Origin of the sequence: Aminobacter sp. HY435 (assembly GCF_027568395.1) — a bacterium.
Lineage (GTDB): Bacteria > Pseudomonadota > Alphaproteobacteria > Rhizobiales > Rhizobiaceae > Aminobacter.
In genome coordinates this window covers 53,042-67,052 of record NZ_JANKZL010000015.1, presented here as the reverse complement: position 1 = coordinate 67,052, position 14,011 = coordinate 53,042, and the positions used below count along the sequence as shown (strand labels likewise).

14 protein-coding genes are annotated in these 14,011 nt (G+C 63.8%); 10 read left to right on the top strand and 4 right to left on the bottom strand.

Going from position 1 to position 14,011, the window contains the following annotated elements; translation table 11 throughout:
• Positions 1-77 precede the first annotated feature (77 nt).
• The 5 genes from PCJ21_RS20840 (at position 78) to PCJ21_RS20820 (ending at position 4,717) form a co-directional block, all read left to right on the top strand.
• Positions 78-1,511 carry a glutamine synthetase family protein gene (locus PCJ21_RS20840; RefSeq protein ID WP_269933358.1) on the top strand — a complete coding sequence of 478 codons (1,434 nt, stop codon included), beginning with the start codon at positions 78-80 and terminating at the stop codon, positions 1,509-1,511.
• Between the two features lie 113 nt (positions 1,512-1,624).
• Positions 1,625-2,911, top strand: coding sequence for an NAD(P)/FAD-dependent oxidoreductase (locus tag PCJ21_RS20835; RefSeq protein WP_269933357.1), 1,287 nt, complete (start codon positions 1,625-1,627; stop codon positions 2,909-2,911).
• Positions 2,912-3,054: 143 nt separating this feature from the next.
• Positions 3,055-3,477 carry a DUF5602 domain-containing protein gene (locus PCJ21_RS20830; RefSeq protein ID WP_269933356.1) on the top strand — a complete coding sequence of 141 codons (423 nt, stop codon included), beginning with the start codon at positions 3,055-3,057 and terminating at the stop codon, positions 3,475-3,477.
• On the top strand, positions 3,474-3,995 hold the full coding sequence (locus tag PCJ21_RS20825; RefSeq protein ID WP_269933355.1) for a plastocyanin/azurin family copper-binding protein: 522 nt from the start codon (positions 3,474-3,476) through the stop codon (positions 3,993-3,995). The genes PCJ21_RS20830 and PCJ21_RS20825 overlap by 4 nt, the downstream gene beginning before the upstream one ends.
• A 29-nt stretch (positions 3,996-4,024) precedes the next feature.
• Positions 4,025-4,717, top strand: coding sequence for an RNA polymerase sigma factor (locus tag PCJ21_RS20820; protein ID WP_269933354.1), 693 nt, complete (start codon positions 4,025-4,027; stop codon positions 4,715-4,717).
• A 6-nt stretch (positions 4,718-4,723) separates the two neighbouring features.
• Here PCJ21_RS20820 and PCJ21_RS20815 read toward each other — a convergent pair whose 3' ends face one another.
• Both PCJ21_RS20815 and PCJ21_RS20810 read right to left on the bottom strand, forming a co-directional pair.
• Positions 4,724-5,848 (bottom strand): beta-ketoacyl-ACP synthase III, encoded by a 1,125-nt coding sequence (locus tag PCJ21_RS20815; protein ID WP_269933353.1) that lies wholly within the window; start codon positions 5,846-5,848, stop codon positions 4,724-4,726.
• A gap of 108 nt (positions 5,849-5,956) precedes the next feature.
• Positions 5,957-6,703, bottom strand: a complete 747-nt coding sequence (locus tag PCJ21_RS20810; RefSeq protein ID WP_269933352.1) for an SDR family oxidoreductase — start codon at positions 6,701-6,703, stop codon at positions 5,957-5,959.
• Between the two features lie 267 nt (positions 6,704-6,970).
• Between PCJ21_RS20810 and zwf the strand changes: the two genes are divergently transcribed.
• The 5 genes from zwf to PCJ21_RS20785 all read left to right on the top strand — a co-directional run bounded on the left by zwf (position 6,971) and on the right by PCJ21_RS20785 (position 11,837).
• Entirely contained in the window at positions 6,971-8,440 is a 1,470-nt protein-coding gene (gene zwf, locus PCJ21_RS20805; RefSeq protein WP_269933351.1) for a glucose-6-phosphate dehydrogenase, read from the top strand.
• A gap of 4 nt (positions 8,441-8,444) precedes the next feature.
• On the top strand, positions 8,445-9,140 hold the full coding sequence (gene pgl / locus PCJ21_RS20800; protein ID WP_269933350.1) for a 6-phosphogluconolactonase: 696 nt from the start codon (positions 8,445-8,447) through the stop codon (positions 9,138-9,140).
• Positions 9,141-9,300: 160 nt separating this feature from the next.
• Positions 9,301-11,124 (top strand): phosphogluconate dehydratase, encoded by a 1,824-nt coding sequence (gene edd, locus PCJ21_RS20795; protein ID WP_269933349.1) that lies wholly within the window; start codon positions 9,301-9,303, stop codon positions 11,122-11,124.
• A 54-nt stretch (positions 11,125-11,178) separates the two neighbouring features.
• Positions 11,179-11,433 carry an AbrB/MazE/SpoVT family DNA-binding domain-containing protein gene (locus PCJ21_RS20790; protein WP_269933348.1) on the top strand — a complete coding sequence of 85 codons (255 nt, stop codon included), beginning with the start codon at positions 11,179-11,181 and terminating at the stop codon, positions 11,431-11,433.
• Complete coding sequence (locus PCJ21_RS20785) at positions 11,430-11,837, top strand: type II toxin-antitoxin system VapC family toxin (protein WP_269933347.1); 408 nt, start codon at positions 11,430-11,432, stop codon at positions 11,835-11,837. Before PCJ21_RS20790 ends, PCJ21_RS20785 begins: the two co-directional genes overlap by 4 nt.
• 27 nt (positions 11,838-11,864) lie before the next feature.
• Here the strand turns inward: PCJ21_RS20785 and PCJ21_RS20780 are convergent, their stop codons facing one another.
• Positions 11,865-12,215 (bottom strand): MliC family protein, encoded by a 351-nt coding sequence (locus tag PCJ21_RS20780; RefSeq protein WP_269933346.1) that lies wholly within the window; start codon positions 12,213-12,215, stop codon positions 11,865-11,867.
• Positions 12,216-12,295: 80 nt separating this feature from the next.
• Positions 12,296-13,825 (bottom strand): ABC-F family ATP-binding cassette domain-containing protein, encoded by a 1,530-nt coding sequence (locus tag PCJ21_RS20775; RefSeq protein ID WP_269933345.1) that lies wholly within the window; start codon positions 13,823-13,825, stop codon positions 12,296-12,298.
• Between the last annotated feature and the right edge of the window lie 186 nt (positions 13,826-14,011).

The following is a 14,011-nucleotide window of genomic DNA, read 5'->3' as shown; positions in this document are numbered from 1 at the left end:
TCGCTGATTTGCCCCCCTTTTCTTATTCGATAAGGCACGGCTATACTCGGCAATCTGCAACGACAATCTGGTGATTGATGCCGCCTGCCAAAAAGGAAGTCCGTCCGTCCAACCGGGGGGGACGATCCCGCACGCCTGCATATGTGAAGAACACGCGCGGCGTCAAAAACTGGAAGGAAGCCTCCGAATGGCTCGAATTCCGCGGCATCGAAGACATTGAATGCATCACACCCGACCAGGCAGGCGTCGCCCGCGGCAAGATGATGCCGTCGAGCAAATTCACCTCCAACACGTCGCTGGCGTTGCCGTCGGCGGTTTTCATGATGACGATTTCGGGCGGATATCCGGAAGACGGCAATGGCTTTGCCTATCCCGAAGATGACGGCGATCTCAAGCTGGTGCCTGACCTGTCGACCCTGTCGGTGGTGCCGTGGGAAGACGATCCGACCGCACAGGTGATCTGCGACCTCGTCCATCAGGACGGCCGCAATGTCGAATTCACGCCGCGCAACGTACTCAAGCGCGTGGTCGCCGCCTATGACAAGCTGGGCCTCAAGCCGGTCGTCGCGCCCGAAATCGAGTTCTACCTCGTCCGCAAGAACCCCGACCCCGACTATCCGTTGACCCCACCGGTCGGACGCTCCGGCCGGCCTATCGGCGGCGGCGCCGGCTATTCGATTGCCGGCGTCAACGAGTTCGACGAACTCATCGACGACATCTACCACTTCTCCGAAGCCCAGGGCCTGGAGATCGACACTCTCATTCATGAAGAGGGCGCGGGCCAGCTTGAAATCAACTTGCGCCACGGCGATCCTATCGAGCTCGCCGACCAGGTGTTCCTGTTCAAGCGCACCATCCGTGAGGCGGCGCTGAAACACGACACCTACGCCACCTTCATGGCCAAGCCGATCCAGGGCCAGCCTGGCTCTGCGATGCACATCCACCAGTCGATCATCGACAAGAAGTCCGGCAAGAACATCTTCACGGCGGCCGACGGCTCGGAAACGGAAGCGTTCAGCAACTTCATCGGCGGCATGCAGCAGCATGTGCCGAACGCGCTGGTGATGCTGGCGCCCTACGTCAACTCCTATCGCCGGCTGACCCAGGCCGCCTCCGCGCCGGTCAACAACAAGTGGGGCTACGACAACCGCACCACCGCGTTCCGCGTGCCAAGGTCGGACTCGGCGGCGCGGCGCGTCGAAAACCGCATTCCCTCGTCGGACGCCAATCCCTATCTCGCACTCGCGGCATCGCTGGCCTGCGGCCTGATCGGGCTCAACAAGAAGCTGATTGCCGAGCCGCCGGTGCTGACCACCGCCAACGAGGACGAGATCGACCTGCCGCGCGGGCTGCTCGAGGCTGTCGACCTGTTCGAGGCCGACGAGGAGCTGGCCGCCATGCTCGGCAAGTCCTTCGCCTTGACCTACGCGGCAATCAAGCGCGCCGAGTTCGAGACCTTCATGGAAGTGATCAGCCCATGGGAGCGGGAGTATTTGTTGCTGAACGTGTGAGTGGGCGAATAGCGAGTAGGGAATAGCGAATAGAAGCGCTGATTTCCCTACTCGCTATTCGCTACTCGCTATTCGCTTCCAACCGCCCGAACATCCGGAGCCCTCTCCGCATCATGACCTACCTCTCCCCGATCTCCCCTGGCCTGTCCTGGTATGAAGACACCGCTGGGCCACGCCCTGAATATCCCGCGCTCGATGGCGACAGGCAGGCCGATGTGGTCATCATCGGCGGCGGCTTCACCGGGCTTTCGGCGGCGGCCCATCTGGCGAAATCCGGCACCAATGTCGTGCTGATCGAGGCGCATCGCTTCGGCGACGGGGCTTCCGGGCGCAATGGCGGCCAGCTCGGCACCGGCCAGCGCGCCTGGGCCGAAGAACTCGAGGGCGAGTACGGCCTCACCCGGGCCAAGGCCCTGTTCGACCTGGCCGAAGACGCCAAGGCGCATCTGCTGGAGTTTTCAGCCGCCCATGGCATCGACATCGACTACATGCCAGGGCAAATCTCGGTGGCGCACAAGCCGCGCTATGTCGACGACTACAAGGCTCATGCCGAGATCATGGCGAGCCGCTTCGACTACCCGCACATCACCTTCATGGACGCCCAGGAGACAGCCAGGCGGCTCGGCTCGACGCATTACTACGGCGGCACGCGCGACACCGGCACAGGCCACATCCACCCGCTCAAGCTGGTGATCGGTACGGCACGGGTTGCGGCGGCCGCCGGCGCGCAGCTGTTCGAAAAGACCCAATCTACCGCCATCACCTCGCAAGGCGGCAAGGTCACGGTGAAGACGCCGCGCGGCACCATCACGGCGCAGAAGTGCCTGATCGCCGTCAATGCCTATGGCGGCAACCTCGAGCCGGTCAGCGCCTCGCACATCATGCCGATCGGCTCGTTCATCGGCGCGACCGTGCCGCTGGGCGCGGATTCTCCCATCATCCCCGGCGGCGAGTCGGTCGACGACTCACGCTTTGTGGTGCGCTACTTCCGGAAGTCGAAGGATGGCCGGCTGCTGTTCGGCGGACGCGAGATCTATGCGGTCAACGATCCCAAGGACATCCACATTCATATCCGCAAGCAGATCGCAGAAATCTATCCGGATCTGAAGGATGTCGAGATCACCCACGGCTGGGGCGGCTATGTCGGCATCACAGTGCCGCGCAAGCCTTTCGTGCGCGAGGTGATGCCAAATGTCATTTCTGCCGGCGGCTATTCTGGCCACGGCGTGATGCTGTCGAACTTCTTTGGCAAGCTGTATGCCGAGACGGTCGCCGGCAACCGCGATCAGCTCAAGCTGATCGAAGACCTGAAGATACCGCCCTTCCCCGGTGGACGACGCTTTCGCGCGCCGCTGCTGTTTCTGGCGCTCAACTGGTTCGCGCTGCGGGACCGGATCTAGCCATGCGGGAGGCACTGTCGATCGCGTCTGCTACCCGCCAACGCAAACATACGGCATTTTTTCCGGGAACCTTTCGCGGCTAGGTCCATCCAATGGTTCGAAGCCAACGCAACATGCGGAGGCGTCGACCACGGAGAAGACCAATGAACATGGCAACCGCTGCACTTTCCCTTGTGCTCGCCAGCTCCCTGCCCGCACTCGCCCACGATGTTCCCGCCGATGTTGCAAAGTCACCGCCGGCCGGCGCGTTCAAAGCCGTAAGCAGCCTGGTCAAGCTGCCCGACTTCCTGCCCGGCATGGGGCAGCTCTTCGTCGATCCCGCCACTTTGCCGGCAGGACCGTTCCTTGCCTACGACCATGATGGCAAGCTGGTCAGCACCATCTACATGTTGCCGATCAAGGACCTCAATCCAGACAAGCGCTTCGACGATCTCGCAGCACCGGGCGGTAACGTCGACCATGTCAGCGTCTACTACAATGCCGGCCACCCCGGGGTAGAAGAGCCGCATGCCCATGTCGTGCTGTGGCATGTGGCCAAGGCCGATGAGGCACGGGTGGCGAAATGATCGTCACGCGCAGGCGACTGATCGAGGCCGGCGGGGGAATATTCCTCGCCGCGCTTCTGCCCCGCAATGCGTCGGCAGCCGAAACCATCGAAGTCGAGATGCGCGGCAAGGACGATGGCGCGCATGTCTGGTTCGACCCCCTGGGCATCCACATCAGGCCTGGCCAGACTATCCGCTGGACCAATCGCGACCCCGGCAATTCGCACACGGTGACAGCCTATCACCCTGACGTCTTCGACCGGCCGCTGCGCATTCCCCAGCACGCCAAACCCTGGGATTCCGACTATCTGCTGCCGGGCCAATCCTTCTCGGTGACGCTGACGGTGCCGGGGGTGTATGACTACTACTGCGTGCCGCACGAGCACGCCGGCATGGTCGGGCGCATCGTCGTTGGAACGCCACAGCCGATGACGCCAAGTGCAACGGACGCTTCACTGACGCCGTTGCCTGATGTCGCGCTGAACGGGTTTCCACCGGTGGACGAGATCATCGCCAAGGGCATCGTCCGCCACACGTGAACGACGGGCACAACAATGGAGACGAAGCCATGCAACCGGCAATCTTGCACCACCAGGTCGATGTTGATGGCCTTCGCGACGAAGAACTGGTGGCACTCGCGCGCCAGGGCGGCGAGACCGCCATCCGCGCGCTCATCAAACGCAACAACCAGCGCCTGTTCCGCGTCGCCCGCGCGGTCGTGCGAAACGACTCCGAGGCCGAGGACGTGGTGCAAGAGGCCTATGTCCGTGCCTTCACGCGGCTCGACACATTCAAGGGCGATGCGCTGTTTTCGACCTGGCTCACCCGCATCGCACTCAACGAAGCGCTTACCCGGGTTCGCAAGCGGCGGCTGGTCGCTGGTCTGGACGAACTGGATACTGCAGCCAACGGAGGCCAGGTGATCATGTTTCCGACTTCGCTGACGCCTCCCGGCGCCGATACGGAACTCGGTCGCGGGCAGGCACGCGAACTGCTTGAGCAGGCAATCGACGAACTGCCCGAAATCTTCCGCATCGTCTTCATCCTTCGCGATGTCGAAGAGATGAGCATAGACGAGGCCGCGACCCAGCTTTCGCTCAAGCCCGAGACCGTCAAGACGCGCCTGTTTCGCGCGCGCCGGCTGATGCGCACTGCGATAGAAAGACGACTGTCGGCGGGCTTTGCAGAGCTGTTTCCGTTCAACGGCTGGCGCTGCGAACGCATGGCCGACCGGGTGATCGAGCGGCTGCGCGGTCAGTAACGCCGGTCACATCTTCCTGACGATGACGCTGCCGGCGGAGTAGCCGGCGCCGAAGGAGCAGATGACGCCGAGGCTCCCCGAAGGCAGGTCGTCGGAGAATTTCGAAAACGCGATAATCGAGCCGGCCGATGAGGTGTTGGCGTAGTCCTGCAGCACATTGGGCTGCTCTTCGCGGCTCGGCTCGCGGCCAAGGACCCTTGAGCCGATCAGGTCGTTCATGCCCTTGTTGGCCTGGTGCAGCCACAGCCGAGACAGACTCTGGGGCTCGATGCCCTGGTCTTCGAGATGGCTCAACATCAGTTCGGCCACCATCGGCACGACCTGCTTGAAGACCTTGCGGCCCTCCTGGTGAAACTGCATGTCGCGGCGATCGGCCATGTGGCCTTCACGCGTGCGGCGCAGGAAGCCGTTGTTATTGCGGATGTTGTTGGAGAACTCGGTGAGGCAGCGGGTGGTCAGCACTTCGTAGGCGTTGTCCGACTTCACCTCGTCAGCGCGCTGCAAGACGACCGCCGTGCAGACATCGCCGAAGATGAAGTGGCAATCGCGGTCGCGCCATTCCTGGTGGCCGGACGTGACCTCGGGATTGACCATCAGGATCGCCCGCGCCGAGCCGGTGCGGATCATGTCCGCTGCAAGCTGGATGCCGAAGGTCGCCGAGGAACAGGCGACGTTCATGTCGAAGGCAAAACCCTTGATGCCGAGCGCCTGCTGCACCTCGATGGCGATCGCCGGATAGGCGCGCTCATGGTTGGAGGCAGCACAGATGACCGCGTTGATGTCTGCTGCGGTAAGCCCTGCCTTCTTCATCGCCTTGTCCGCCGCCTTGACCGAGATTTCGGCCATCAGCGACAACTCGTCCTCGGCGCGCTCGGGCAGCACTGGATGCATGATGCCGGGATCGAGGATGCCAGATTTGGAGATCACATGGCGGCGCTCGATGCCCGACGCTTTTACGATGAACTCTTCCGACGACATCGCCATCGGCTCGCGCTCGCCGGCCTCGATGACGTCAGCGTGCAGCTTGTTCTGGCGATGCGCATATTCGTTGTACGAGGCCACCAGCTCGGCGTTGGTGATGACTTCCTCCGGCGTGAAGATGCCGGTACCGCTGATCGCAACCCTGTGCATGGCGTTTCCCATTGGTTTTGCGCCATTGGAATAGGGTTTGAGGCCCGCCGGTCAAGCGCCAGGCCCCGATTTCAAGCCGAAACCGCGGTTACCTCACGGCAGAAGCGGTCAAATGCAGCGCCCGCCGTCCACTTCCATGGCGACGCCGGTGATCAGCGAAGCTTCGTCCGAGACGAGGAACAGTGCGGCATTGGCGATGTCCAGCGGCGTCGAGAAGCGGCCGAGCGGGATCGACGCCCGGAACTTCTCGCGGATCTCGGGCGTGTCCTTGCCCATGAATTTTTCCAGCATGCCGGTTTCGCCGGCGACAGGGCAGAGGCAGTTGACGCGGATGTTCCTGGGCGCAAGCTCGACGGCCATCGACTTGGTGGCGGTGATCGCCCAACCCTTGGAGGCGTTATACCAGGTCAGGCCCGGGCGCGGCCGGAGGCCGGCCGTCGAAGCGGTCGTCAGGATAGCGCCGCCGCCCTGCCGCTCCATGATCGGCACCACGGCGCGCGCGGAATGGTAGACCGCCTTCATGTTGACGGCGGTAATCAGGTCGAAGACATCTTCTTCGACATCGACAAGATCTCCATTGCGATGGGTGTAGCCGGCATTGTTGACCATGATGTCGATGCGGCCGAAGGCGCTGATGGCGGCATAGACCAGCTCATCGAACTCGGACCTGAGGGAGACGTCGGTGGTCACAGCGATCGCGCCGTTGCCGATCTCGGCCGCGACCCGCTCGGCTTCCCTGGCGTTCAGATCGGCGACGACGATCTTGGCGCCTTCCTCGGCGAAGCGCCTGGCCATGCCCTCGCCGAAACCGGCCGCAGCACCGGTGATGATCGCTACCTTGTCCTTGAGTCGCATCGTCTTCCGCCCTGTCTTTCGTGGTCACCGGTCTAGCCCGCGGCGCACGGCGCGGCAATGCCCGCCTCCGGGCAGCTCTGCCCAATCGTCGTGCCAGATGCATCCCTTTGGAATTCAGGCCGTTGTGGCCTTATGCTGCCAGCACAGGGCAGCGGCCCGGAAAAACGAAACTGTGACACAGTGGCGCCGGCATTCGGGCTGGCATTTTTAAATCGATTAGAATATAGCAGTCGGCAACACGACTACCGTCTTGGAAACGGAAACAACATGACGAGCCAGATCATTCCTGTCGATCCCTTCGACTTCATCATTTTCGGGGGCACCGGCGATCTGTCGGAACGCAAACTCCTGCCGGCACTCTACCACCGCCAGCGCGACCACCAGTTTTCCGAGCCGACCCGCATCATCGGGGCATCGCGCACCAAGATGGACGACAAGGAATTCCGCGCCTTCGCCAAGAAGGCGATCTCGGACCACGTGAAGCCTGAATACATCGAGGAGAAGGAACTCGCGACCTTCCTCGACCGGATGAGCTACGTGACCATTGACGCAAAGTCGGGCGACGGCTTCGAGGCGCTCAAGAAGTCGCTGGCCGACAGCAAGCGCATTCGCGTCTTCTACCTGGCGGTCGCACCGAGCCTGTTCGGCGACATCTCGGACAATCTCAAGGCGCACAAGCTGGTTACGACCGACTCGCGCATCGTCGTCGAGAAGCCGATCGGCCGCGACCTGGAGTCGGCCAGGGCGCTGAACGACATTATCGGTGACGATTTCGGCGAACATCAGATTTTCCGTATCGATCACTATCTCGGCAAGGAGACGGTGCAGAACCTGATGGCGCTGCGCTTTGCCAACGCGCTCTACGAGCCGCTGTGGAACTCGGCCCATATCGACCACGTGCAGATCACGGTTGCCGAGACGGTCGGCCTAGAGGACCGCGTCACCTACTACGACAAGGCCGGCGCGCTGCGCGACATGGTGCAGAACCACATGCTGCAGTTGCTGTGCCTCGTCGCCATGGAGGCGCCTGCCTCGATGGAGGCCAATGCGGTGCGCGACGAAAAGCTGAAGGTCTTGAATGCGCTGAAGCGCGTCAACGGCAATGAGGCGCCAAAGCAGACGGTGCGCGGCCAGTACCGCGCCGGCGCATCCGCCGGCGGTCCCGTCAAGGGTTACGTCGAGGAACTCGGCGCCGACAGCAACACCGAGACCTTCGTCGCCATCAAGGCCGAGATCGCCAACTGGCGCTGGGCCGGCGTGCCGTTCTACCTGCGCACCGGCAAGCGGCTGGCCTCGCGCGTTTCCGAGATCGTCATCGAGTTCAAGCCGATCCCGCATTCGATCTTCGGCGAAAGCGCGGGGCCGATCTTCAACAACCAGCTGGTCATCCGGCTGCAGCCCGACGAGGGCGTGAAGCAGTACATCATGATCAAGGACCCGGGTCCGGGCGGCATGCGCCTGCGCCAGATACCGCTCGACATGAGCTTCGCGCAGTCGTTCGACGGCCGTGCGCCAGATGCCTACGAGCGCCTGATCATGGACGTGGTGCGCGGCAACCAGACCCTGTTCATGCGCCGCGACGAAGTCGAGGCCGCGTGGAAATGGATCGATCCGATCCAGAACGCCTGGGACGGCAGCCGCCAGGAAGCCCAGGGCTACACCGCCGGCACCTGGGGTCCGTCGGCGTCGATCGCACTGATCGAGCGCGACGGCCGCACCTGGCACGAGAGCAATTGACGCCATGACCGCGCCACGCTGGAACGAGTTCGGGACACGCGACGAGCTGGCGGCAGCCCTTGCCGCCAAGGTCGCCGAGACGCTGAAGACGGCCATTGCCCGCCGCGGCGCGGCATTCCTCGCCGTTTCGGGCGGCACAACGCCGGGCCGCTTCTTCGCTGCCCTGTCGAAAGAAGTGCTCGACTGGAGCAAGGTCACTGTGACGCTGGTCGACGAGCGCTTCGTACCGGAGAGTTCGCCGCGTTCCAACGCGGCACTTGCCAAGGCCAACCTGCTGCAGAACGAGGCAGCGGCGGCGGGTTTTGCGCCACTGTTCCATGACGCCGCATCCGTCGAGCAAGGTGCCGATCTTGCCGATGTCGAGCTTGGGTCCCTGCCCTGGCCGCTCGACGCCGCGATCCTCGGCATGGGCGCAGATGGCCACACGGCCTCGTTCTTCCCGGATGCGCAAGAGCTCAGCGCCCTGCTCGACGCGGCATCGCCCCGGCTCGTCATGCCCGTGCACTCCGAAAGCGCCGGCGAAGATCGCCTGACGCTGACGTTGCCTGCATTGGTCAATGCCGGATTGCTGGCGGTGCATATCGAAGGCGCTGAAAAGCGCAGCGTCATCGAGGCGGCACTTGCTGCCGAAAAGGCGCTGCCGATCCGCGCCGTGATCGACCGCGCGCCCCGCGGCGCCGAAATCTTCTGGGCGCCCTGACAGGACGCCTCCACGCGTCGCCCGTCCCCCCAAGGATCTGCGACGCACCGAATGCCGAAATAGAGCATGGTCCGGCGCATTCGGCTGCGCCGCCTTCCGGTCCATGCGTCCAGCCCGAACCTCCTCCCAATTCGGGCACCGGGTTGAAAGGACTGAGACCATGACCGCCAGGAAAGACATCCAAGCCATCACGGAGCGCATTCGCGAGCGTTCGAAGGTCAGTCGCGAGATCTATCTCGATCGCGTCGATGCGGCAGCCGGCAAGACCGCCAACCGCGGCGTGCTGTCCTGCGGCAACCTCGCTCATGGCTTTGCCGTCTGCAGCCCTTCCGAAAAGGTCGCGCTCGGCGGCGACAAGGTGCCAAATCTCGGCATCATCACCTCCTACAACGACATGCTCTCGGCGCATCAGCCATTCGAGACCTATCCGCGGTTGATCAAGGACGCGGCGCGCGAGGCCGGCGGCATCGCCCAGGTGGCCGGTGGCGTGCCTGCCATGTGCGACGGTGTCACGCAAGGACAGCCGGGCATGGAGCTGTCGCTGTTCTCCCGCGATGTGATCGCCATGGCAGCGGCCATCGGCCTCAGTCACAACATGTTCGACGCCGCCGTCTATCTCGGCGTCTGCGACAAGATCGTGCCTGGCCTGGTGATCGCGGCACTGACCTTCGGCCACCTGCCGGCGGTGTTCGTGCCGGCCGGTCCGATGACCTCGGGCCTGCCCAACGATGAAAAGGCAAAAATCCGCCAGCTCTATGCCGAGGGCAAGGTCGGCCGCGCCGAGTTGCTGGAGGCCGAGTCAAAGTCCTATCACGGCCCGGGCACCTGCACGTTTTACGGCACGGCCAACTCGAACCAGATGCTGATGGAGATCATGGGCCTGCACACGCCGGGTGCTTCCTTCGTCAATCCGGGCACGCCGCTGCGCGACGCCCTGACCCGCGAGGCGACCAGGCGGGCGCTTGCCATCACCCATCTCGGCAACGCCTACACGCCGGCCGGCCGCATGATCGACGAGCGTTCGGTGGTCAACGGCGTCGTCGGCCTGCACGCTACCGGCGGATCGACCAACCACACCATCCACCTGATCGCCATGGCGGCTGCCGCCGGCATCCGCCTGACCTGGCAGGATATTTCCGACCTGTCGGATGCCGTGCCGCTGCTCGCCCGCGTCTATCCGAACGGGCTTTCCGACGTGAACCACTTCCAGGCAGCGGGCGGCATGGGCTTCCTGATCCGCGAACTGCTCGATGCCGGCCTGCTGCATGAAGACGTGCAGACAGTGTGGGGCCAAGGCCTGCGCCCTTACGCCGTTGAAGCCAAGCTCGGCGCCGACGGCTCCGTCGTACGCGAAGCGGCCCCCAGCCAAAGCGGCGACGACAAGGTGCTGGCGCCCGCCACCAAGGCGTTCCAACCGACAGGCGGCCTCAAGGTGCTTGGCGGCAATCTCGGCCATGCCATCATCAAGACCTCGGCGGTCAAGCCCGAGCGCCGCATCATCGAGGCGCCGGCGCTGGTGTTCGACAGCCAGCAAGGCCTCAACGATGCCTTCAAGGCCGGCCTGCTCGACCGCGACTTCGTCGCCGTCATCCGCTTCCAGGGCCCCAAGGCCAACGGCATGCCGGAACTGCACAAGCTGACGACGGTACTAGGCATCCTGCAGGACCGCGGCCACAAGGTCGCGCTCGTCACCGACGGCCGCATGTCTGGCGCCTCGGGCAAGGTGCCGGCGGCGATCCATGTCACGCCGGAGGCCTTCGAAGGTGGGCCGATCGGCCGCGTCCACGACGGCGACATTGTCCGACTGGACGCCGAAGCGGGCACGCTGGAGGTCCTGGTGCCGGCCGGCGACCTGGCGCTGCGCCCTGCCCCGGCCTGCGACCTTTCAGAGAACGAGCACGGAATGGGCCGCGACCTGTTCGCCGGCTTCCGCCAGATGGTCGGCCGCGCCGACCATGGCGCAAGCGCGTTTGGCACGGCCTGATCTCGGCTTGAAAGTAAGGCAGTTCTGCCTTACTTTCCGGGTCAGAGGTGTGCCATGCAAACACTGACGGTAACGTCGAAGGGCCAGATTACGGTGAAAAAGGAGGTGCTGAAGCACCTCGGCGTCAAGCCTGGCGACAAGATCCTTCTCGATCTTGCGCCGGACGGCAACGTCGTGCTCAAGGCTGCCCCACAGAAGCGACACGGGATCGAGGCCATATTCGGTATTCTGCATGATCCCAACCGAGCACCTGTGACCATTGAGGAGATGAACAAGGTCATTGCGGACGCTTGGGCCGCCAAGCGGTGAAAGTCGCGGTCGATACCAATGTGCTCGCCCGCGCCATGCTCGCTGACGATCCCGGCCAGACCCGGGTTGCACAGGCTCTGTTGGCCGATGCCGAACTGATCGTCATTCCCCTGGTCACCTTCTGCGAGCTTGTCTGGGTTCTGGGAAGCCTGCGAATAGAGCGCTCGGAGATCGCCCAAGGAATCGAGGGCTTGTTGAGTTCACGCCAAGTCGCCGCCGATCATGCGGCCGTGGCAGCCGGCCTTGCTCACTTGCGGGCTGGTGGCGACTTCGCTGACGCGGCCATGGCAGACGAGGGCTACAGGGCTGGCGCAGAACAGTTCACGACATTCGACAAGAATGCTGCCCGGCTTCTGGCCGCGGAAGGAAGGCCGGTGACCCTGCTCAAGGGCCGAACCGATTAGTCACCAACCTCCGGGAACCGGCCGTCGCTACTTCACCGCCTCGCACGACAGCACCGGCGGCGCGTCCTCGCCCTTGGTCAGGTCATAGAGATCGGTGTTGTCGCCCTTGGTCCACCAGACAAATTGCTGGCCGGCATATTTCGCGCCGCTGGCGCTCAGGACGCTGACGAAAACCACCGTCTCGTCGCCAAGCGTCAGAACCGCGAGCGAGTTGCCGTCCGTATTGATGTATTCCGCCTTCACGGCCCTGTCGCCGCACTGGTAGCTGACCGCATTGCGCTCGACCGGAGCGTTTCCCGGTAGCTCCAGGGTCACCGTCGACGCCGTTGCAACGCCAGTGGCAGCCATGAGCATGAATGCGGAAAAGATCGAGCGCATGACAATCTCCATTGATAGGCGTGAACGATAGCACGCCGGACATGCCTGCCGAAGCTGCGGCAGGCATGTCCGTAGAGACCCTACACGCCAGCCCTTGCCGCGTCAGCGAAGAAGGCCTCGGGGCTTTCAACTTCCACCAGGCGTTTCTTCTCGATCTGCCAGAAGCGGTTGCCGACAGCGCGGACGAAGCTGCGGTCGTGCGACACCAGCAGGCAACTCGCCTCGTGCTGCAACAATTCGTCCTCCAGTGCCTCCTGGCCGTCGATGTCGAGATGGTTGGTCGGCTCGTCGAGCAAGTAGAAGTTCGGATTGGTCAGCCGGAGCACCAGCATGCCGAGGCGCGCCTTCTGGCCGCCCGACAGGCGGCCGATCGGGTTGGCTTGCATGTCGACAGTCATGCCGGCACCGGCCAGCAAGGTGCGGGCGCGTTGTTCGCCGAGCGCGAAGCGCCGTGTCAGCACGCCAAGCGGCGCGTCGCCATCCTTGAGATCGGACAGGCTCTGGTCGCCATAGCCGAGCACCAGTGACGGCGTCGCTTTCACCGAGTTGACCACCGTGTCGGGGGCAGCGATGGCCTGACGCACCATGTTGACCAGGCGCGTCTTGCCGGCGCCGTTGCGACCGAGCAGCACGACACGGTCGCCCTGGCCGAGCCACAGCTTGCCGGTCCTGAACAGCAGTTTGCCGTCTGGCGTGGTGACCGGCGCGTCGTCGAGCGTGAGCAGCACCTTGGCGTGGGTGCCGCGGTTGGCGAGCCTGATTGTGCCAGCAGAGCGCTCAAGATGAGCCGGTCGCGCGCTGTCTTCGATGCGCTCGGCGCGCTCCTTCAGCTGCTTGGTCTTCACCACCAGGAGGTCGCTGCCGGAGTTGATGCCGATGTTGTTCAGCTTGGCCGCCTGGCGGCGCAGCTGCTGGGCGGTCTTCATGTCCTTCTCGAAGCGCCGCGCCTCCGACGCGTCGATGTCGTCCAGGGCTTCGCGCGCCCGCGAGTAGGGCAGCGAAAACACCTGCGAGTTCTCCGGACGCAGGAACAGCGTCCGGTTGGTGACAGCGTCGAGAAAGGCGCGGTCATGGCTGCAGATCACCACCGGCACATCGCGCTGCAACGCATTGAGCCAGGTTTCGAGCTGGGCAATCTTGGCAAGGTCGAGGTGGTTGGTCGGCTCGTCGAGCAGCAGCATGTCAGGCTCGGTTACCCAGACGCGAGCGAGCATGGCCAGCCGCTGCCAGCCGCCGCTCAATTTCGACAGGGGCCGCTGCCGCAGTTCCTCAGGCACATCCAGATCATCGAGCACGATGTCGACGCGCCAGCTTTCGCTGTCCGCCTGGTCGGCCGGCAGCGCCTGGAGAACGGCGTCGAAAAATGGAACGTCGGAAAGGCTCGCCGGCACGTCCTGCTCGACATGCCCGACGCGCAAACCCCGCGACCGCGTGACGTCGCCCGTCGTCGGCTCGAAAGCACCTGATATCGAGCGCAGCAGCGTGGACTTGCCACGGCCATTGGCGGCGACGATGCCGAGGCGATCGCCCGACTCGATGGAAAGGTTGAGGTTGGAGAAAAGTGGCGCACCGATGGTGACGCCCAGCGACCGCAGATTGATCAAAGCCATTTTCGTTCTCTGGTCTGTCCGGAGCCGCCTCGCCGTTTCAACGGAAATATGGAGGGCAGGCCCGAAGAATTATCCGGATGCGGGCGAGCTATATGCTCAGCACCGCATCGCCACGGGGGCAGACCGAGAGATAAATGCGCCAGGCGCTTCGTCTGTGGTCAGCCCTGCAAACGCATTTGCAGGGCG

Excerpts from the sequence above, each read along its gene's own strand:
- PCJ21_RS20820 (WP_269933354.1), top strand. The coding sequence starts at position 4,025 with ATGCAACCGGCAATCTTGCACCACCAGGTCGATGTTGATGGCCTTCGC.
- PCJ21_RS20815 (WP_269933353.1), bottom strand. The coding sequence starts at position 5,848 with ATGCACAGGGTTGCGATCAGCGGTACCGGCATCTTCACGCCGGAGGAA.
- PCJ21_RS20810 (WP_269933352.1), bottom strand. The coding sequence starts at position 6,703 with ATGCGACTCAAGGACAAGGTAGCGATCATCACCGGTGCTGCGGCCGGT.
- PCJ21_RS20780 (WP_269933346.1), bottom strand. The coding sequence starts at position 12,215 with ATGCGCTCGATCTTTTCCGCATTCATGCTCATGGCTGCCACTGGCGTT.
- PCJ21_RS20835 (WP_269933357.1), top strand. The coding sequence starts at position 1,625 with ATGACCTACCTCTCCCCGATCTCCCCTGGCCTGTCCTGGTATGAAGAC.
- edd (WP_269933349.1), top strand. The coding sequence starts at position 9,301 with ATGACCGCCAGGAAAGACATCCAAGCCATCACGGAGCGCATTCGCGAG.
- PCJ21_RS20830 (WP_269933356.1), top strand. The coding sequence starts at position 3,055 with ATGAACATGGCAACCGCTGCACTTTCCCTTGTGCTCGCCAGCTCCCTG.
- PCJ21_RS20790 (WP_269933348.1), top strand. The coding sequence starts at position 11,179 with ATGCAAACACTGACGGTAACGTCGAAGGGCCAGATTACGGTGAAAAAG.
- PCJ21_RS20775 (WP_269933345.1), bottom strand. The coding sequence starts at position 13,825 with ATGGCTTTGATCAATCTGCGGTCGCTGGGCGTCACCATCGGTGCGCCA.
- PCJ21_RS20840 (WP_269933358.1), top strand. The coding sequence starts at position 78 with ATGCCGCCTGCCAAAAAGGAAGTCCGTCCGTCCAACCGGGGGGGACGA.
- zwf (WP_269933351.1), top strand. The coding sequence starts at position 6,971 with ATGACGAGCCAGATCATTCCTGTCGATCCCTTCGACTTCATCATTTTC.
- pgl (WP_269933350.1), top strand. The coding sequence starts at position 8,445 with ATGACCGCGCCACGCTGGAACGAGTTCGGGACACGCGACGAGCTGGCG.
- PCJ21_RS20825 (WP_269933355.1), top strand. The coding sequence starts at position 3,474 with ATGATCGTCACGCGCAGGCGACTGATCGAGGCCGGCGGGGGAATATTC.